Below are 18,404 nucleotides of genomic sequence, written 5' to 3'. Positions count from 1 at the left end.
TGCTTTTATATCATTCTACTTTAGTCAACTCTAATATATGAACCATCGGCAGAGATAAACGATCTCCTGTCTCAAGGTTCACTTTCGGTCTTTGTGTTTCAGCTTGTTTTATCGCTTCAAGTTGAAGCTGATATTCTGTTTCATTGAGATAACCTGCTTTTAGTTCTTCTGCGAGTTCTTCTTCAGTCATAGTAACTTGAGGTATGGACAGCTCAATAACTCTAGGCATCTCTTCCCCTTGAAACCAGTACATCATACCTATTCCAGGAGTAATGACATTCGCAATTTCATAGGTACCGGAATCAATCTGTTTTCCTATTTCATATTGACCAGTTATCAGTGTTGTACTTGTATCCACTTGCATCGGATCCTCATAATTAACCATGATTTCCGGATTTTCTCCGACTACTTTAATCCTATGACCTTCATGAAGATCTATATAAGCTTCTTTGATTCCTGCCGCATCATTGAATAAAGTTTCAAAGTAAAGATGGTCTTCTTCATCCATTATCGTTACTGTTCCTACATGAATGATCCGCTGATCAGGAGCAAAATTACTATCTGCCCCCCTCATATAAACTCTACCAGCCGGTAAATCTTCACCAATTATATATTGACCGGATTCTAAAAGAACGGGATCTTCCCCCGTAAAGTCCAGAGCCGGCTCGTTCAACGAAGGACTAAAAGGTTCTTTTAAATACAGTTCTTTATTTTCTCCAATGATTTCTCGGTGGTCTCTATAAGCAGCGACAGCTTCTTCGTCTACTTGAACAGGTTCTCCGTCATAAGTTGGTGTTCTAATACCTGCATACCCCGAGCAGCCAGACAAGAACCCTATCAGCATAATCGTTCCAACCATTTGAGTGAGTTTATTCTGCTGTTTCAGCATTCGTCTGACTCCCCCTATCAAACGAGTGAATATCTAGTCCATAAATGTGCGAGTAATATTCAGACGTGCCTAGCGGTCCAACTTTTAACTCTGTATTTTTCAGCGATCTAATTTGTTTAAACAACGCTATCTGTTCTTCTTCGGTCAATGCGTCAACCGGAATACAAAGCATACTATTGCCTAAATGAATGGTCTCTTCAGGTAATGACATTGTCTGTTCCAGCATCCCCACTTGTTCCTTTGAACAAACGACCTTGTAAAAATCTGGTTTTTGCTCATGATGATCATTGATTCTAAATAAGGTCTTGTCTTTTAAGAAAAAGACTTTATCGGCATACTCATCTAAATTGTCCAATAAATGAGAAGCAACGATAATGATTTTCCCAGATTTCCTTAACTCAATTAAAATGTCTGACACTAGTGAAACATTTTCTGGATCTAGACCATTCATTACTTCATCCATGAACATGACTGGTGTATTGGCAGCGACCATCATAGCAAAACAGAGTCTTTGTCGCATACCAAGAGAATAGGTTCTTACAGGTCGCCCGACATAGTCTCTCATCTGTAATTGATCAATAATATCATCCACAGCTAATTCTTTTCCTGACCAGACTTTTGCATACATTTGAATATGTTCGGTACCAGTAAAGTTTTCATAGAGATCATCTTGATTTGGGAAAAAAGTGATTTGTTTATGAAGAGCTAGTACATCTGCTTCTTTTTCTGTATATTGTTTCTCGTTCAAGTAGACTTCGCCTTTTTGGACTGGAATAAAACGCATCACTGCATTAAATAGGGTTGTTTTTCCTGTGCCATTTGGCGCGACTAAACCAATGATGGTTCCTTTATCTACTGTAAAGCTGATATTTTCTAGTACCGTTCTCTTTCCATAAGCAATCGTTAAATTTTTCACAGTCAATGTCATAATGATTTCCTCCTTTTCAATCCGAGCGTCTGTGTCGGAATTAGATTAAAAATATAGTTGAAAACAAGCTCTAAAACTACCCAGAATATAAACAGTATGATCGGTAATTTCCAGATTTCTATTGCCTCTATTCCATATAGTCTAGCGCTCGTTCCCTGCACGACTTGCTGAATATTAAAATAAAAAGAAGGTTGCCAAGAAGAGAGGGGCGCTCGTTGCCCCCAAGTTGCTGGAAGAAAATATAAGCTTGTTACAAGTAATATGGTTAAATAGATATTTCGAATCATCCAGCTTAACCCGTTTGCAATCAGTAATACGATAAAACTCAAAATCATACCCGAACCTAGCAAAATCAATGTATATTGCCAAATTGGAAGATATTCTGTGGTCTGATTCAAATAAATGGGGACTGGATAGTTTAGTGTTCCTGATGTCTCAAAAAACAGACTACTTAAATAACTTGTAACGACTCCTAGAAATGTCACAGACCAAATAATTCCCCACAACATCAAACTCCGTGACCGCCATTGCCACTTCCAAGAGATCGGAATCCCTTGCGTCACACTCCAGTTTTTGACTTGATCCCTAGTAAACTGATCCCCCGCTAGAAGTGCGATGAAGATGAATAAAATGACTCCTGTTACTAACTCTACTTGCTGTTTCAAAATTTGTGAGGAGGCTAGAGGATTCCATTCAATATTCAAATCATCGACTTCAAGTGCTTCGTAAAATTTCAAGTCTTTTTCTATCTCTTCTTCTACTGGTAGATACACTTCTTTTAGAAGATCGAGTGACTCAAATTCCGTCGCGTTGTACAAAAATTGATTGTTTTCAGCAATCTGACGACCGTTACTTAAATAATCCGATACCACCTCTTCGACACCAGATACTGTATTTCCTTCTTGTTGTGCTAATATGTATTGATTCAGTCCTATCAAAGTTGCATTTCGGCCAAGTGCCCGCTGAACGTCTTCGCCCGTCTCTCCTTCAAAGTGCTGATCGGGTATGAGCCTAAAGATTTGCTGTGCATCTGCATATTCTCCTCTTAGTTGCATAACCGGCAAAACCACTTCTTGCTGGCGATACAATAAAGAAAAAGTTCCGAAGAATAATAAAAACCCTACCGCTATGACTCTGGTTTTCCAATCTCGTATAATCTTTAACCACTCGAAATAGGCAATTTTTTTCATCCAACTCTCTCCTTATCGTACAAATTTCTGTCTTGTGATGTGTTTGGCAATCAAATAAACCAAAACTTCCGCTATCAAGATGGTTACGCTTAAAACGATTAGGCCTCGCAAATAGTAATCCCCTTCTAACATCGCTTCATTGACTCTTCCCGTAACGATTTTCCCAAAATCCAAATACGTTTGAGGAAACCAGCTGATATTGATCCCTAACAACTCAGTTGTTTCTACTCCATAATACAATTGCTGGAATAAAATCATGAAGGCACCACTGATCAAAACAACGACTTCTTGCTTGAATAGGAGACTAAAGATTGTGTTTAATTTACTGATCAAGTAAAGAATCAAAAGGAAAAATGGGATTGACCTAATTAGAAACTGACCGATAGAAAATAGCTCCAGCGGACTCGTGTAAATACTTTGATTCGTCTGATCAAACTGGAACAGACCTACAGGTAAAGAAAGGGTCTCGAAGCCATAAAGGAGACCGTTTAAGATAAAAAATATGCCCGCAGAAAATAGATAAAATAGCAGAACAAACGACACTGCAGTTATTGACTGGACAAACAAGTAACCGGCCCACTTCATAGGTACGCCTGCTTTTTGAGTTGTTAACTTGCGGTCTTTTACCGTAATATCGCTGATCATAAAAATTGCACCTAAATATAAAAGAACGGGTCCTAGACCAATGAGAAAAAGATGGATTTGCTGAAGACTCGTTCGGTCGTGCACGATATGGAAATTCAATGCGTCTACTTCATATGATTCTTTAAAGGCTGAAAAACATTCTCAGCTTCTCTCCCCATTACTGGAACGTTTAAATCAAGTGAGTCTTGGACGGTTACGCGCTCCGTAATGTCTGGCCTATAGTTGATTTCCAGGTACCGCCTTGCATCTCCCTGCTTCAGTGCCGTGAGTAGTTGTCGTTGATTAAGGAATTCCGTACGAGCTGCTTCATAAGCTGAAGTCCCTGTCATAACAGCCGGAACAGTCTGTCCTTTTAGCAAAGCATCTTTATACGTTTGCTCATTTCCAAGCAGTTCTCGTTCAAGTTGCTGGACATCCACTTCTTCAAGCCCGGCCGTATTGGGTAAGAGGACTATTGAGTAGACTAGCATCACTCCTAGAGTTAAGATCATGAAAAGACGATTCTTTTTACTACGCCACATATATTTAATTGTTTCAAATACAACTTCTCTGACCATTTAAAAAGCTCCTCTAAAATATAAAAAATGAATAATTTATCATCTTATTCTTATTCAAAACTTACTAGATAAGTGTACCACAACCCAAACCTAATAAAAGGAACAATTTAACATAAACTTCTAGGATAACGTCTTTTATTAATAGTTATATACATAAAATGTTTTAGTTACCCTATTTTTATTTTATTTATATGTCCTAGAAAACTTTCTAAAAACTATTGAATTGTAAGATTATTTGGATAGTTTTTTTAATAACCATGTATCACACGCTCCGTGTTCAGAACCTTCTAATGGTTGACTCAGGGAAACAAATCCGTATTTCAAATAAAGTTGATTGGCAGTATTCAGTGACTTAAACGTTTCAATATACAGTTCTTCGTAGTCTTGTTTAGCCGTCTCAATAATTTGCTTCATTAGCATGTGCGCGTACCCATTTCCTTGTTCTTCGTCAAGAATATATAATTTCTGAAGCTCTCCGATTTTTTTATATCGACCGAATGGACCAAAACCGCCGCCACCAATGATTTTTCCATTTTTTTCTAACACCCAATAGTCTGATTTTTTTGCTTTGTATACTTCAGATAAATGGAATAGATACGGATCGAAATAGGCTGTCCCAGAAATCGCTAGCCCTCTGTTTTCCAAACTATTCTGAACAATTTCACCCATTGTCTGATCATCTTGTGGTTCAATGTTTCTAATAGTCAAATTCATCATCATCTCTCCCTTTCTAAAAATTATAGTGAAGTAGTATCTCGTTCTCAAGACATATTTATATCGATTAAGGAATCGCTTTTGATATACTCAAAAGTAATAGAAGAACTAGTAAAGGAGAAAATAAATGATACGGTTCGAAAAAGTTTATAAACGCTACAATGAAGAAGCAGTTGTGTCAGATTTTTCTTTAGAAATTAAAGAAGGTGAATTCTTCGTTCTAATCGGTCCAAGTGGAAGTGGGAAGACAACGACCCTTAAAATGATCAATCAATTGATCGATCTTTCAGAAGGGTATATTCGAATTGAAGGAAGACCCATCAGCGACTATGACTTGCAGGAACTTAGATGGAATATCGGATACGTTCTACAACAAGTAGGGTTATTTCCAAATATGACAATTGAAGAGAATATCCTAGTCGTACCGGAAATGAAAAAGTGGTCCAGAGAAGATATGACGAACCGCGTAACAGAGCTACTGGAGAGTGTCAAAATGGACCCTGAAAGTTATAGACATCGTAAAACAACAGAATTATCCGGTGGTGAACAGCAACGAATCGGCGTCGTCAGAGCTTTAGCTGCTGATCCAGATATCATTTTAATGGATGAGCCTTTCAGCGCATTAGATCCAATAACTAAAAATAACCTTCAAAAAGATGTACTGCATTTACAGCGTCAACTTAAGAAAACTGTTGTCTTCGTTACACATGACATGCAAGAAGCCATCACTCTTGGAGACCGTATTTGTTTGATGAACAAAGGTAAAATTGAGCAAGTCGGAACTGCTGAAGAAATCCTGAAGCATCCTGCCAATGATTTTGTTCGTCAATTTATTCAGACCGGTCTTCCAAATTATAAAGAAGAAAAATACGTACAGGATTTAATAGATGTAGGATTTTGTAGTCAACCTCAAGATTTGCCAGATGTTTCCGTTTCTGCCCAAGCAACTGTTGAAGAATTGACGATACTTCTTTCAGATCATGAGACAGTTTCCATCAGCCACGAAAATAAGGCACCTACTTACGCTATATCCAAATCTAACCTGATCAGCTTTCTTGCAGGAGAAGCGTCTGCATCAAAGGAGGCTAACAGATAATGAACCTTATAGAAACGTTCCAGCAGCGTAGTGGTGATTTTTGGACAGCTCTACTCGAACATATGCAATTATCTTTCATTTCTTTACTGATTGCTGTTTTAATTGCTGTCCCCTTAGGTATTTTCTTAATTGGACACAAACGGATCGCAGAACCGATTATTCAAGTCACAGCCATTTTCCAGACGGTTCCTTCATTGGCTCTTTTAGGTTTGTTGATACCGCTTATCGGAATCGGTACTTTGCCAGCTGTCATTGCACTTGTCGTCTATGCCTTACTCCCTATTCTGAGAAATACGTACACTGGACTAGCAGAAATCGACCCTGCGATAGATGAAGCAGCCGATGCTATGGGAATGAGCCGTTTTAGAAAGCTCATTCAAGTTCAAATTCCTATTGCACTTCCGGTTATCATGGCCGGAATCAGAACAGGTATGGTCTTGATCATTGGTACAGCCACAGTGGCTGCACTAATTGGTGCTGGTGGACTTGGTAGTTTGATACTTCTTGGAATCAACCGTGGGAACAACTCCTTGATTTTGCTAGGTGCTATACCCGCTGCTTTATTGGCGATCTTTTTTGACTGGTTACTGAGCTACCTTCAAAAAACTTCCGTCAAAAAGACAGCCATTATATTAGGATCTGGTCTTGCTTTGATCGTAGGTATTATTTTTGTACCGTACCTTATCAACGAAGAAGATGACTTGATTATTGCCGGTAAATTAAATACCGAACCAGAAATTTTAATGAACTTATATAAATTATTGATTGAAGATCAATCTGATCTTACTGCTAGAGTTGAACCAAACTTTGGAGAAACGTCTTTTGTATTTAGCGCTTTACGATCAGGCGATATCGATATCTATCCAGAATTCACAGGGACTGTTATGGCTACTTTCTTTGATGATGTTCCTGAACCCGGCGCTTCAGCTGAATCCGTTTATATGGATGCCGCTGAACAATTGAATCAAGAATATGACTTAGCTTTTCTTGAACCAATGGACTACAACAATACCTACACTTTAGCTGTTCCAAGAGCCTTCGCAGAAGAAAACAATTTAGAAACGATTGCAGACCTTGCTTCCGTTGCTGATCAAATCAATGCTGGATTCACCTTAGAATTTAATGACCGCGAAGATGGTTATCCAGGCATCCAAGAAATGTATGGCATTTCCTTTGGAAACGTCCAGACAATGGAACCACAACTCCGTTATACTGCCGTTGAGCGTGGAGATATTAATTTACTTGATGCTTATAGTACAGATAGCCAAATCGAAGAATATGATCTTGTTGTACTAGAAGACAACGAGGAATTATTCCCACCTTATCAAGGTGCTCCGCTTTTAAAAAATGAGCTCCTAGAAGAATATCCGGAACTAGAGGATATATTAAATACACTAGGCGGTCAAATCACTGACGATCAAATGCGTGCTATGAACTATCAAGTTGATTATGATGGTCAAATAGCAGAAGACGTAGCTAGAGAGTTCTTAATTGAAGAAGGCTTACTAACAGAATAATATACGTTAAAAAGACCCCAACTACCCGTCAGTTTTGAACAGATGGATAGTTGGGGTCTTTTTATACGTTTATCCAGTAGCGACTAAACATTTTTTCGTCTTTAATATCTGAGGAGATTTTTTGTCCCTGATGATTTTTAATCGTTCGTACACTACCCAAATTATCATCATCGGCTGTCAGTAATATACGCTCAATTCCTTTCTCTTTGAAGAGCGGTAACGTTTTACCCAGCATCAGATGAGCCAGCCCTTTTCTTCTGTGTACGGGAGATATTCCATAGCCAATATGACCACCGATATGTTTTAACTGGTCATTAAGCTGATAACGACAATTTATGGCACCGGCTATCTCTTGTTCTTCAAGAAACAGAAAGTATGTTTCAGAGGGTACCCCTTGTTCTGTTCCTTTTTCTGCTTGCATCAGTTTTTGTAGAAAATCTTGATATGTTTTTTCACCATGATTCGAAGAAGTTGGAATAATCCTTTCGTTTCCCCAAGTTTTAATGTAGTTTATATACGCTATTTCATCTGTAACTTTTAATTTCCTCAACTCCAAAACGAGGAAACCTCCTTTAGAACTTAGAATTGAACTCTGCTTTTACATCGGCTAAGAGTTGTTTGTCCATTATCAAATCAAGAGCTGTCTGTGTAAAGGCTGCAATGGTTTTTTCCATTCCTTCGTAAGCTGGTTCTGTCTTCGTATATTCTCTAAACTCGACTGTGTGCGCAGTCACGCTATTTCCGTTACTAATCTCAAAATATGGATTAATAGCTGGAACGACTTGACTCACATTCCCCATATCCATGGAACCCATAGAATCTTTTTCTTCTGTGTCCATTTCAATTCCTAAACGCCTCATGTTCTCATTGTATTTTTCAGAAAGGGTTTTGTTTGTAATGAGATTTTGATAGCTTGCTTCGTAATGACCCCAATCCATCTTACAACCAGCTGCTAGTGCTCCTGCTTCGGCACATTGAATCACCTTTTGTTTGAGTTCATTTAAATAGGGCATATCCATCGCACGCACATAAAACTCTGCTCTTGTGAAATCTGGAATAATATTTGCTGCTTCTCCGCCTTGTTTAATGACACCATGAACACGTGCTGAAGGGTGAAGCTGCTGTCTAAGCGCATTGATATTGTTAAATGTATTCAAACAAGCATCCAACGCATTTTTTCCTTCAAAAGGAGAAGCAGCGGCATGAGCCGTCTTTCCATGGAAACGGAATTCAATTGCTTCCATCGCCATAGACGTACCGCTCGCATAATACCCGTCAGATGGATGCGTACAGAAAGCAACATCAATATCGTCAAATGTTCCAGATTCTGCCATCGTCACTTTGTCGCCATTTGTTTCCTCGGCCGGCGTACCTAGCACAACCACTGTTCCTCCAACTTCATCGACCAATTTGGACAATACAATACCCGCTCCTGTATCCGTAGATCCCAGTAAATTGTGACCACATCCATGGCCAATTCCAGGTAGTGCATCATATTCTGACAAGTAAGCAATGGTCGGTCCATCTTTCTTACCTTTATACACTGCTTTGAATGCTGTGTCGATTCCAAGATACGGATATTCCACTTCAAATCCATGCTTTTCTAGTAACTCGACATGCGCTTTTGAAGAAAGGAACTCTTTGTGCCCTAGTTCTGGATGATCATAAATATATTCGCTTAATTCTCTTAATTCCGGACTTACGGACTGGATCAATTCTTGAATGTTTTCTGTATGCTGATTCACTGACATAAAATTCTCCCGCTTTTAAGTTTTATTGATTAGTTTAATCTTGTTCTACTCAAAAGTCAATTCATTTTGCATAAATATTCAAAATTTATACAAATAAACCTTGGTTTTTCAGGTGATTCCGTATAACATAATTGCTCTAATAACATCCAATGCGATAATGCAAACAATTCCTAATAGAGCCCAGTCGATCTTTTTTTCTGAACTTGTTCGCTCCTCTTCATTAGACTTTTTATACCTTATTTCATCGTAAACTTGCATGCTCAACCATCCAAAAATAATTACCACATAATAGGGAGTCGCCTCTCTTATCCTTGCATCTATAAAATAACTATAGACCATTAAAATAACCATTATTACGACATATATCAACTTAAATATATACCCTTTTTTCAACTACAGCCACACCTTTCCGTCTTATCAGTTTTAAACAATGAACGTTTTAAATTTCTATTTCACTCTTTTTTCATGAAATGATAGAGATTAAATATAAACCAGATGAGATGAATACCGAATAAAAAGACAGACTGCCATGGCCAATTACTAAAGAATTGTAATCTCAATTTGTACTGTTCGTAACTCAGGTACGCTACATACAAATTGCCGATCATCACGACAACAAGAAAAAGTTTTTTTCTCCCCACTTCATCTCTTCTCACTTTATTCACTCCTATCCTTTACCTTAGTTGGATTTCATCTTATGTATAGACTACTATAATGATACGCAAAAAGGGAGCAACGATTCGTTGCCCCCCTAGCTACCAGTGCTATTTTTCTATTCTGGTGACACAGATGCTTCATAAATTGATTTGATTGCATCAGATAAATGTTGATCAAATTCTTCTGTTGTCTGATCGGCATTTAAGTCTTCAGATAATGCTCTAGAAAAGCTTGCAATGACTCCTTTATTTTGAGAAAGTTTTTCATTTGCTTCTTCTCTGCTATATCCGCCTGATAAAGCGACAACACGAACAACATTTGGGTGTTCCGTGAAGTCAACATACGTATCCACTTTACTTGGAATCGTCAGTTTGAGCATAACTTTTGTTTGTTCGTCTAACTGATCTAAGTTAGCTTTAATTTCAGCTTTCAAGATTTCTTCTATCGCTTCTTTATCTTTACTGTAAACATCTACTTCAGGTTCTATGATTGGAACGAGTCCAGCATCAAAAATCTGTTGCGCTACTTCGAATTGTTGATTTACAACTTTTTTGATTCCAGATTCATTCGCTTCTTTGATCACTGAACGCATTTTAGTACCAAACACGTTATGGTCAACGGCTCTTTTCAGTAACTGATCCAAGTCAGGCATAGGTTTCATAATCTGAACACCATCTGCTTCTTCAGCTAAGCCTTTATCTACTTTAAGGAAAGGCACGATACCTTTTTCATTCCATAAGTAGTCTGCTGTATATTGATCGTCAATCATACGGTCCATCGTATTTTCAAATAAGATAGCGCCTAGAATATGGTCAGAAGTAAATGAGGGACTTTTGATCACGCGCGTTCTCATTTCGTGGACAACCGTAAACATCTCGTCGTCTGTGGAATAAGCCGTCTCAGGAACACCATACGCTTCAAGTGCTTTAGGGGTACTACCACCACTCTGGTCTAGTGCCGCAATAAATCCTTTTCCAGATTTCATTCGTTCCAATTGTTCTTTATTCAATTAAATCCTTCCTTTCATCTAATAACTTCTATTTTCTACACGCTCATTATAACGCTCATTTATCAGATGTTTAAAGGAAAGACACTTCTTAAAAGAAAGACTTAATTTTTTATGCGTGCCGTACTACCTGTAGCCGTTTTCTCAACCACAATATGCGCTGGAATTCTTGTTTTTAGCTCATCTACGTGTGAAATGATTCCAATTAGTCTACCTTTTTGATGCAGATCCAACAAGGTTTGAACCGCCATGTCTAGTGAATCTGAATCAAGCGTTCCAAATCCTTCATCCACAAACAAGGTATCTACACTGACGCCTCCATTTTGATTTTGTATCACATCACTCAAACCAAGCGCTAGCGCTAATGAAGCTTTAAAAGTTTCGCCTCCAGACAAGGTGTGCACGCTTCTCGTTTTCCCTGTATAGTGGTCAAATACTTCCATATCTAGCCCTTGTTTTCCAGATCCTTTGCCTTTTTCTGTCTGTCTCTGTAGTTCATAGCGATGATTGGTCATTTGACTGAATCGTTGATTGGCCGCAAGTAAGATTTCCTCAAAATAAATCCCCAGAACGTATCGTTCAAATGAAATATAGTCTGTTTGCTTGGCGCCATTAGCCATATCAGACAGTAAGCCGTAAAGTTGATACTCTTTTTCCACTTCTCCACTTTGTTTGTGATACGTTTCGATTGTCTCTTTTGCACGCTTATTTTGAGCAGTCGTTGTCAGCAATGTGTCTCTTTTTTGTTCCGCTTCCTGAATTTCCGTGTTGATTTGAGTGGTCGCTTCCTCGTAAACTGATTTGGCTTTTAGTGATTCCAGCTGATTTAGTTGCTGATCTAATTGACTGATTCGGTCTTGATTGACGAGCACAGCCTGTTTGTATGCTTCTACTTCTTCTGACCATTTTTCTTGCTGAGATTCTTCTAAAACATACTCCGCAAATTGGGCTCCTAACGTACTGCTATCTTTAGCTTGGCTAAATTCATTTTCGAGCTGATCTTTACGCAGCACCGTTTCCTGAATTTGAGCATCGGTCAGTTCAATGGCTGTTTGCGTTGAAGCTAAGTCACTTCTGGTAGCATTAACGACTTTTTGAAGACCTTCGTATTCTATTTCTGTCTTTTCCATCCACTCTTCTTTTCCTTTGATGGCTTGCTGTATCTCTTCTCTGTTTCCACCAGTGATGTTTTCTTGTAGTTGCGTTTTTTCATCTGTTAGTTCTTTTGATCTATTTGTTGCAAATTCAATCGTCGACTGGCATTGTTGCTGTTCTGTATGAAGCGAACGTTCTTCTTTGCGTAAGGCTTCTAGCTTTTCTTTGATTTCAGCTTCTTCACTAACTTGCTGTTTTGCTGTTTCAAGTTCTTTTATAGATGCCTGACATTCTTCACTCACTTCTTGCTCTTTTGCCGTAACTTTTTTAAACTCTGTTTCCGCTGTTTCTCCTTCAATCTCTAGCGCTTTACAGCGACTAGAGATATCTGCTTGTAGACTATCCAGTTCTACCCCTAGCTGTATATAAATGATATTGGTTTGTTTTTCTTCTAATTCTAAATTTTCTACGTGCTCTTTTGTTGAACTGGTTTCCTCTGATACAGCTTTGTTTGGATGGTCCAGTGATCCGCATACTGGGCAGGCTTCTCCTTCAACAAGGTCTTCTGAAAGGATACTAGCAAGATTGGTATAATAGTCGGCTTTTCCTTGGACGAGTTTTAGATAAGCCGCTTCTTTTTGTTCTTTTGCTTTTTCATACTGAACGACAACTTTTTGTTCTTTCTTTTGAAGCTCACAGATTTTTTCTAGCTGTTCTTTGCGTTGACTCAATTGTTGTAAGGTCTCTTTGGAAAGAGTCATTGCTTCTTTGAGCTCAGCCATCTTCTCTCGTAACTGTTCAATGGATCCAAGTGCCGCTTCATTTTTTTCAATATCTTTTATGACTTTCAGATACTCTGTTTTGAGTGTTTGATTTGATTGTTGGCTTTTCTCAATGAGCTTTTCTTGTTGTTCGAGCGACTTTTCTATCGTTTCTATTTGTTCCGTTGTTTTTAGTTCTTCTGTCATCTTTGAAATTTCTTGTCGGATATTGTTCAACTGATCGAAAGCTTCTTTAGCAAGAGTTAGCTTTTCTGACTGAGTTTTTTCCTCTTTTATCAGTTCTTGCTGCTGCTCTTTGAGTTCTGTCAATTTGGCTTCTTGTTTGTTCTGTTGATTCATCGCTTCGTCGAGTTTCGCTTTAACCTCTGCAACTTTTATAGCTTCTATATGCTGTTTTAGGGCTATTTCTTTTTGCTGTATATCTTCTTGTTTTTGTTCAAGGACATTTTGTTCTGCAACATTCTTTTCTTTTTGCTCTAACCAGCTTAGAATCTGTTCGTTCGTTTTTAACTCACTTTGAAGTGTTGCAATCGTTTCTTTCACCGCAGTTAGTGTATCTTCTTCTTGTGTGATCGTTTCTTGTAATTTTTCCAGAATATTTTCTATATCAAACTGTTCAATCGCTTTTGTCCATGCTTCATCTTCTTCCATCGCAATGGTTGAAAAAGCTTGTTTCATAGCTTGTTCATTACTTTTAAATTGATCAGATAAGGTTTTGGCTTTGGCTTTCAGCTGATCCTGAAATTGTTCCATTTGCTTTGTCTGGAAGATATTTCGGAAAATTTTCTCTTTATCTCCGCTGTCTGACTCCAGCATTTTCTTGAACGAGCCTTGCGGTAACATCACGATTTGTCGGAACTGATCGTACGTTAAGCCAACGATTTGTTGAATTTCATCATTTGCCTCTTTTACTTTTGTTGTGACTTGATCCCCTTTATGAAAAGCAACATTAGACTGGATTTGTTTTGTTTTTGACCGGGTTCCTGGACCGATCTGCGTTGGTTCACGGCGAATAAAATACCGTTTCTCTCCTAACTCAAATTCCAGCTCCACATAACTGAGGTCTGTATCTTTGGCAAATTGCGATTTAAAGGTATCTTTTTGCCGATCGTCTCCACTGGCTTGATCAAAGAGTGCGTAAGCAATCGCATCAAAAATGGTTGTCTTACCCGCTCCTGTCGGTCCACTGACAAGAAACAAAGAAGACTGCGCAAGTTTTGTGAAATCAATTTCCACTTTTCCTTTATATGGACCAAAAGCATTCATCACTAATTTTAAGGGACGCATTATCTTTCTCCTTTTTGTACATCGTGCATAATTTGTTCGATCGCTGACTTTTGCTTACTATCTAATGCTTCCTGATTATAGGTAGCATAAAAATCTTCAAATATTTCTACCATTGATTTCTTCTGTAACGTTTCTTGAGTCTGTTGGGTCTTTTCTGTTTCTGCATTCTCTCGACCGACATACTCCAGACCCATCGCGAAAGGATACCGTCTTCTCAACTGGTTCATCGCATCCATCACATAGTCTTTATCTTCCAGCTCGAAAAACACATAATCTGTTGATTCACTTTCCATCAACGTTTCAAAGAAGCCCTTTAAGACTTTCATATCTCTTAATGGCTCAATTTCGACCGGTTCAATCTCTAATTGATTTTTCTCAATCTCTACAATCCAGCTTTTCTTTTTATGCGGTACTTCAGATTTTGAATATTTCAAAGGTGAGCCACTATATCTGACTTTGTCCCATTTCACTTTCTGCGCTTTATGCAAATGACCAAGCGCCACATAATCAAAGTCCTCAAAAATACTGGCGTCGACAAATTCAGCAGTCCCGATACTTAATGGTCGCTCAGATTCTGAGTCTTCAACGGAATCTTTTGTCTGATTCACAATATAGCCATGCGCAATCAAAATATTGATTTCATCCTGATTCATGTCTGCTTGGATCAATTCAACCTGTGTCTTGGTAGCATCTTCCAAATCTTTTATGTCTTCTCTTTCTAGTAACTGTCTAATCGTGACATGGTCCGCGAACGGTAATAAATAAAAGTTCACACCGTCAATTGTCACTTTTCTTGTCGTCTTTTTAAGTGTACCTTCTATAAACAAAGAGCTTGTTTCCAGTAATTCTGCACCATACTCTAGTCGTTCATTGCTATCGTGATTTCCTGCAATCGCTAGAACCGGTATGCCCACTTCTTTAATCAAGCGAGTGATGATTTTGTTAGCCAAAGTCACAGCTTCTTTTGGTGGAATCGCACGGTCGTACAAGTCTCCTGCCATAATTAAAACATCAATATTTGATGTTTTCACTTTTTCGACTAGTTGATTCAAATAATATTCCTGATCTTCAAGCATTGAAAATTCATTGACAATTTTCCCAATATGCCAGTCAGCTGTATGTAAAATTCTCATTTTAACGTTCTCCATTCTCTCTTTCATTAACGCCTTTATTTTAACAAAAACCTCTTTGCATAGAAACATATATTTGGTTTACAAGAATTTAACTGCAATTACATAAACATCCTGTTATAATAAAGTCTACCGCTTACATCCACTAAAGAAAGGTGAATTTATCATGTCAATCATTAAAAATATGCGCATACCAGAAGGTGAACAAAGCTATGGCACTTTTCAAATCGATGCCATGGGCGATTTGTTTTTCAAATACGAAATCACGTTAAATGGACGTCCAAAATTACTACCTGAATTACTCATGGACGATTCCGTCTACTTGAACCATCAAAGCATTCGGCTGAATCCAGATTCCAACTTGTTTAAAACAGCTGAACGAAACCTAACACATTATTTTCAGGAAAACGAATAAACGCTATGGGCATCGTTGATACCCATAGCGTTTTTGTTTTGGATCAATAATCCCTTCATGTTTTTGGTATACTAATATCAATCAAAGATAGAATCCATAGATTAAGAGGGATAAAATGAGAAATATTAAAATGACAATCGAGTATGATGGCGGTCGGTATTCCGGTTGGCAAAGACTTGGCGATTCAGATAAAACCATTCAAGGTAAAATAGAAAATATTCTTTCCGAAATGAATGGAACAAAACTTGAAATCGTCGGATCAGGTCGAACAGATGCTGGCACGCATGCCCGCGGACAAGTCGCTAACTTTAAAACAGAATCGACTATGAATCTTGAGTCCATGCAAGCACATCTGATTCGTTATCTTCCGCAAGATATTATTGTTAAAGAATTAAAAGAAGTTCCCGAAAGATTCCATTCACGCTATCACGCTAGTGGTAAACAATATAGCTATTATGTCTGGAACCAAGTTGTGCCTTCTGCGTTTGAACGTAACTATAGCTTTCATTATCCTAATCAATTAGATATAGATAAAATGAACGCTGCTTGTAAAAAATTACTTGGAGAACATGATTTCATTGGCTTTTCCGCACTCAAAAAAACAAAAAAATCAACCATCAGAACGATAGACGAAATTACGATTCAAAGAGAAGGTGGTCTTTTGCATTTCACTTTTGTCGGCGAAGGCTTTTTGCATAAAATGGTGCGCATCATCATGGGTACTTTGCTGGAAATCGGTACAGGAGACTTAGAACCTGAGAGTATCGACGAAGTCTTTGAAACTGGCATTAGAAGTAATGCCGGAGTAACCGTTCCTTCTCAAGGTTTGTTTTTGGATGAAGTGTTTTATAAATAAATTTCTAAGTATTTTTAAATATGTCCAGACACAAATCTAGAATAACTTCATTCTTTCTAATAATGTACAATACCTAACAGTACATGAGCTAATGCTTCCGTAAGTTGACCAGACTCAACTGTAGTTATTTCTTAAATTTTATTTTAAAGAACATACTCGATTTTTAAATAGTTCAATTTTAATTTCCCCAAAAAGGATTATGAAAACCAATTAAGTAGTGTAGCGCCATATAACCTAGCCATAGGAAAGCAAGAAATAGAACAATAGCTCTAAACGCTTTTGTTATAACCTTATCCTTACCAGATAGCCCCACGAATAAAGCAAAAAATCCTGGCAAGTACGAAAAGATCACACTTCGAGTAGTATCACCCATCTCGACATTTATATAAACGGATATTGCTAAGACAATAAGACAAATTAGATAAACCATTTTATCTCGCCTGCTTACTTCAAATTCCCACATTATTAACGTCCTCCTTATAAGAAAAGTATCACATAAGCGTTGTTATCAATCAAATAATAGTCATTATTCTTATTAATTTTGTAGCTTGTTATATCATTCTAAAATTTAAATATTCGGATGACTAACCCTGATCTTTTTCCCGTAAGCATAGATAAAGATAATCATCGTAAACATAATGATTTCTACTGCAATCAGTACTAACCGCATCGGATAGATAAGGGATAAACTGCTGGTTACTGCTACCAGAATCATTTGCAAGGCAGAACTGACTGTTCCTAATGCCGTTGTTAATTGTCCGATTTTATTGACCGGAAAAGCGAATTGTATGAAGGTTCTGATTCCAGTATTAATAAAGGCTAGAGCGAATGAGATCATAAAAAATCCTATAGAGGCGACTATAAATCCATGGGAGATACTATACAAGAAATATCCCAAAACATATAAGACGCCACCAAAATTAATCAATCGATAGATTGTTGTATTTCCGACTACAGTTGTATTGATGATCGAACCCACTACGAAACCAGCCCCAGAAATACTCACAATTAATCCATATTCAGCTTCAGTTAAATTGACTACTTCTAATGCAAATGCTGCTTCCACAGAGTTAAGCCCTGCCGCAAAAACAAACAAAAGAGAAACCAATAGGTAAAATATGAGATACACTCTTTTAGTGTCAAAGAACGTTTTCAAATAGACCATTGACTCTTTATTGATCTCAAAAAAGGTTTTTTCAGTTGAAGGCTCTTCTTCAATCATCAAATGCGGTAAAGAGAGATTAATCAAACTGGCTATAATCAACATAACTGAGTTAACCAGTATTGCGACGTCCACATTACTGAAGGATAAGATCAGTCCAGAAATAGCTGGTCCCACTAGAAAGCCACCTGAGTTGACTAGATTATCCCAGGAATTGTATTTTTTTAAATGACCTTTTGGGATGGCTAATGTAGTGTACCCAATGGAAATAGGAACATACATACTACTACAAACTTGAACAAAAAAGACCACTATGTAGATACTCCAAATACCTTGACTGAAGATCAAAGAACCGATTAAAATGGCATTCATTAAATCTAGTGCAAACATGGTCTTTCTTTTATTGAATTTGTCAATATGAGCGCTCACCAATGCATTCGTTACAATATCTGCCACTGGCCTAATGATGTATAGTATGCCGACAGAAAGCACATTTCCGCCACTACTTAGTATGGAAACATTCAAAGCTATAAAATAGATCCATTCCCCCAAGCTCGATAACCCATTCGTAGATAATAATTTTATAGCGATACTTTTATCGAACTTATTTAAATCACTCATTTTATTCCCTCCACTTATCTATAATTTGATACTACTTTTTGCTTAAATCAACCTTGAGACTTTGCAGGTATGCCTACTAGAAGTTTCAAAACTTTTACGATTATTC

At 37.8% G+C, this 18,404-nt stretch carries 18 protein-coding genes; 4 read left to right on the top strand and 14 right to left on the bottom strand.

What is annotated here, in order from left to right; all coding sequences use genetic code 11:
* Positions 1–10 precede the first annotated feature (10 nt).
* The 6 genes from ACFP65_RS01370 to ACFP65_RS01345 all read right to left on the bottom strand — a co-directional run bounded on the left by ACFP65_RS01370 (position 11) and on the right by ACFP65_RS01345 (position 4,923).
* A complete protein-coding gene (locus tag ACFP65_RS01370) occupies positions 11–889 on the bottom strand; it encodes a hypothetical protein (RefSeq protein ID WP_379915193.1) in 879 nt (292 codons plus the stop codon).
* On the bottom strand, positions 870–1,817 hold the full coding sequence (locus tag ACFP65_RS01365; RefSeq protein WP_379915192.1) for an ABC transporter ATP-binding protein: 948 nt from the start codon (positions 1,815–1,817) through the stop codon (positions 870–872). Before ACFP65_RS01365 ends, ACFP65_RS01370 begins: the two co-directional genes overlap by 20 nt.
* A complete protein-coding gene (locus ACFP65_RS01360; RefSeq protein ID WP_379915190.1) occupies positions 1,814–3,007 on the bottom strand; it encodes a hypothetical protein in 1,194 nt (397 codons plus the stop codon). The genes ACFP65_RS01365 and ACFP65_RS01360 overlap by 4 nt, the downstream gene beginning before the upstream one ends.
* A gap of 12 nt (positions 3,008–3,019) precedes the next feature.
* Complete coding sequence (locus ACFP65_RS01355) at positions 3,020–3,652, bottom strand: hypothetical protein (protein WP_379915188.1); 633 nt, start codon at positions 3,650–3,652, stop codon at positions 3,020–3,022.
* Positions 3,653–3,756: 104 nt separating this feature from the next.
* Positions 3,757–4,209 carry a hypothetical protein gene (locus ACFP65_RS01350; RefSeq protein ID WP_379915186.1) on the bottom strand — a complete coding sequence of 151 codons (453 nt, stop codon included), beginning with the start codon at positions 4,207–4,209 and terminating at the stop codon, positions 3,757–3,759.
* A gap of 231 nt (positions 4,210–4,440) precedes the next feature.
* Complete coding sequence (locus ACFP65_RS01345) at positions 4,441–4,923, bottom strand: GNAT family N-acetyltransferase (RefSeq protein ID WP_379915184.1); 483 nt, start codon at positions 4,921–4,923, stop codon at positions 4,441–4,443.
* A 127-nt stretch (positions 4,924–5,050) separates the two neighbouring features.
* Between ACFP65_RS01345 and ACFP65_RS01340 the strand changes: the two genes are divergently transcribed.
* Positions 5,051–6,019: an ABC transporter ATP-binding protein gene (locus ACFP65_RS01340; RefSeq protein ID WP_379915182.1), complete on the top strand. Its 969-nt coding sequence runs from the start codon at positions 5,051–5,053 to the stop codon at positions 6,017–6,019.
* Positions 6,016–7,536 carry an ABC transporter permease/substrate-binding protein gene (locus ACFP65_RS01335; protein ID WP_379915235.1) on the top strand — a complete coding sequence of 507 codons (1,521 nt, stop codon included), beginning with the start codon at positions 6,016–6,018 and terminating at the stop codon, positions 7,534–7,536. The genes ACFP65_RS01340 and ACFP65_RS01335 overlap by 4 nt, the downstream gene beginning before the upstream one ends.
* Before the next feature lie 61 nt (positions 7,537–7,597).
* Here the strand turns inward: ACFP65_RS01335 and ACFP65_RS01330 are convergent, their stop codons facing one another.
* The 6 genes from ACFP65_RS01330 to ACFP65_RS01305 all read right to left on the bottom strand — a co-directional run bounded on the left by ACFP65_RS01330 (position 7,598) and on the right by ACFP65_RS01305 (position 15,247).
* On the bottom strand, positions 7,598–8,092 hold the full coding sequence (locus ACFP65_RS01330; protein WP_379915180.1) for a GNAT family N-acetyltransferase: 495 nt from the start codon (positions 8,090–8,092) through the stop codon (positions 7,598–7,600).
* A 16-nt stretch (positions 8,093–8,108) separates the two neighbouring features.
* Positions 8,109–9,287 (bottom strand): M20 family metallopeptidase, encoded by a 1,179-nt coding sequence (locus tag ACFP65_RS01325; protein WP_379915178.1) that lies wholly within the window; start codon positions 9,285–9,287, stop codon positions 8,109–8,111.
* Between the two features lie 452 nt (positions 9,288–9,739).
* A complete protein-coding gene (locus ACFP65_RS01320) occupies positions 9,740–9,943 on the bottom strand; it encodes a hypothetical protein (RefSeq protein WP_379915176.1) in 204 nt (67 codons plus the stop codon).
* Between the two features lie 116 nt (positions 9,944–10,059).
* Complete coding sequence (locus tag ACFP65_RS01315) at positions 10,060–10,953, bottom strand: fructose bisphosphate aldolase (protein WP_379915174.1); 894 nt, start codon at positions 10,951–10,953, stop codon at positions 10,060–10,062.
* Positions 10,954–11,054: 101 nt separating this feature from the next.
* Positions 11,055–14,114, bottom strand: coding sequence for an AAA family ATPase (locus ACFP65_RS01310; RefSeq protein ID WP_379915172.1), 3,060 nt, complete (start codon positions 14,112–14,114; stop codon positions 11,055–11,057).
* Positions 14,114–15,247: an exonuclease SbcCD subunit D gene (locus ACFP65_RS01305; RefSeq protein ID WP_379915170.1), complete on the bottom strand. Its 1,134-nt coding sequence runs from the start codon at positions 15,245–15,247 to the stop codon at positions 14,114–14,116. Before ACFP65_RS01305 ends, ACFP65_RS01310 begins: the two co-directional genes overlap by 1 nt.
* A 163-nt stretch (positions 15,248–15,410) precedes the next feature.
* On the opposite strand from ACFP65_RS01305, the gene ACFP65_RS01300 reads away from it, so the two are divergent.
* Positions 15,411–15,659 carry a hypothetical protein gene (locus tag ACFP65_RS01300; protein ID WP_379915168.1) on the top strand — a complete coding sequence of 83 codons (249 nt, stop codon included), beginning with the start codon at positions 15,411–15,413 and terminating at the stop codon, positions 15,657–15,659.
* Positions 15,660–15,774: 115 nt separating this feature from the next.
* A complete protein-coding gene (truA, locus tag ACFP65_RS01295) occupies positions 15,775–16,515 on the top strand; it encodes a tRNA pseudouridine(38-40) synthase TruA (protein WP_379915166.1) in 741 nt (246 codons plus the stop codon).
* Positions 16,516–16,693: 178 nt separating this feature from the next.
* Here truA and ACFP65_RS01290 read toward each other — a convergent pair whose 3' ends face one another.
* On the bottom strand, positions 16,694–16,978 hold the full coding sequence (locus ACFP65_RS01290) for a hypothetical protein (RefSeq protein WP_379915164.1): 285 nt from the start codon (positions 16,976–16,978) through the stop codon (positions 16,694–16,696).
* Positions 16,979–17,083: 105 nt separating this feature from the next.
* Positions 17,084–18,298, bottom strand: coding sequence for an MFS transporter (locus ACFP65_RS01285; protein ID WP_379915162.1), 1,215 nt, complete (start codon positions 18,296–18,298; stop codon positions 17,084–17,086).
* Positions 18,299–18,404 lie beyond the last annotated feature (106 nt).

The organism is Marinilactibacillus sp. GCM10026970 (genome assembly GCF_042660675.1).
In the GTDB taxonomy this organism is placed as follows: domain Bacteria; phylum Bacillota; class Bacilli; order Lactobacillales; family Carnobacteriaceae_A; genus Marinilactibacillus.
Note: the sequence above shows the minus strand (reverse complement) of the source record. Positions and strands in the feature narration are given on the sequence as shown.

Bases quoted from the DNA above. Each gene is read 5' to 3' on its own strand.
- ACFP65_RS01370 (WP_379915193.1), bottom strand. From the start codon at position 889: ATGCTGAAACAGCAGAATAAACTCACTCAAATGGTTGGAACGATTATG.
- ACFP65_RS01365 (WP_379915192.1), bottom strand. From the start codon at position 1,817: ATGACATTGACTGTGAAAAATTTAACGATTGCTTATGGAAAGAGAACG.
- ACFP65_RS01360 (WP_379915190.1), bottom strand. From the start codon at position 3,007: ATGAAAAAAATTGCCTATTTCGAGTGGTTAAAGATTATACGAGATTGG.
- ACFP65_RS01355 (WP_379915188.1), bottom strand. From the start codon at position 3,652: ATGATCAGCGATATTACGGTAAAAGACCGCAAGTTAACAACTCAAAAA.
- ACFP65_RS01350 (WP_379915186.1), bottom strand. From the start codon at position 4,209: ATGGTCAGAGAAGTTGTATTTGAAACAATTAAATATATGTGGCGTAGT.
- ACFP65_RS01345 (WP_379915184.1), bottom strand. From the start codon at position 4,923: ATGAATTTGACTATTAGAAACATTGAACCACAAGATGATCAGACAATG.
- ACFP65_RS01340 (WP_379915182.1), top strand. From the start codon at position 5,051: ATGATACGGTTCGAAAAAGTTTATAAACGCTACAATGAAGAAGCAGTT.
- ACFP65_RS01325 (WP_379915178.1), bottom strand. From the start codon at position 9,287: ATGTCAGTGAATCAGCATACAGAAAACATTCAAGAATTGATCCAGTCC.
- ACFP65_RS01310 (WP_379915172.1), bottom strand. From the start codon at position 14,114: ATGCGTCCCTTAAAATTAGTGATGAATGCTTTTGGTCCATATAAAGGA.
- ACFP65_RS01305 (WP_379915170.1), bottom strand. From the start codon at position 15,247: ATGAGAATTTTACATACAGCTGACTGGCATATTGGGAAAATTGTCAAT.
- ACFP65_RS01300 (WP_379915168.1), top strand. From the start codon at position 15,411: ATGTCAATCATTAAAAATATGCGCATACCAGAAGGTGAACAAAGCTAT.
- truA (WP_379915166.1), top strand. From the start codon at position 15,775: ATGAGAAATATTAAAATGACAATCGAGTATGATGGCGGTCGGTATTCC.
- ACFP65_RS01290 (WP_379915164.1), bottom strand. From the start codon at position 16,978: ATGTGGGAATTTGAAGTAAGCAGGCGAGATAAAATGGTTTATCTAATT.
- ACFP65_RS01285 (WP_379915162.1), bottom strand. From the start codon at position 18,298: ATGAGTGATTTAAATAAGTTCGATAAAAGTATCGCTATAAAATTATTA.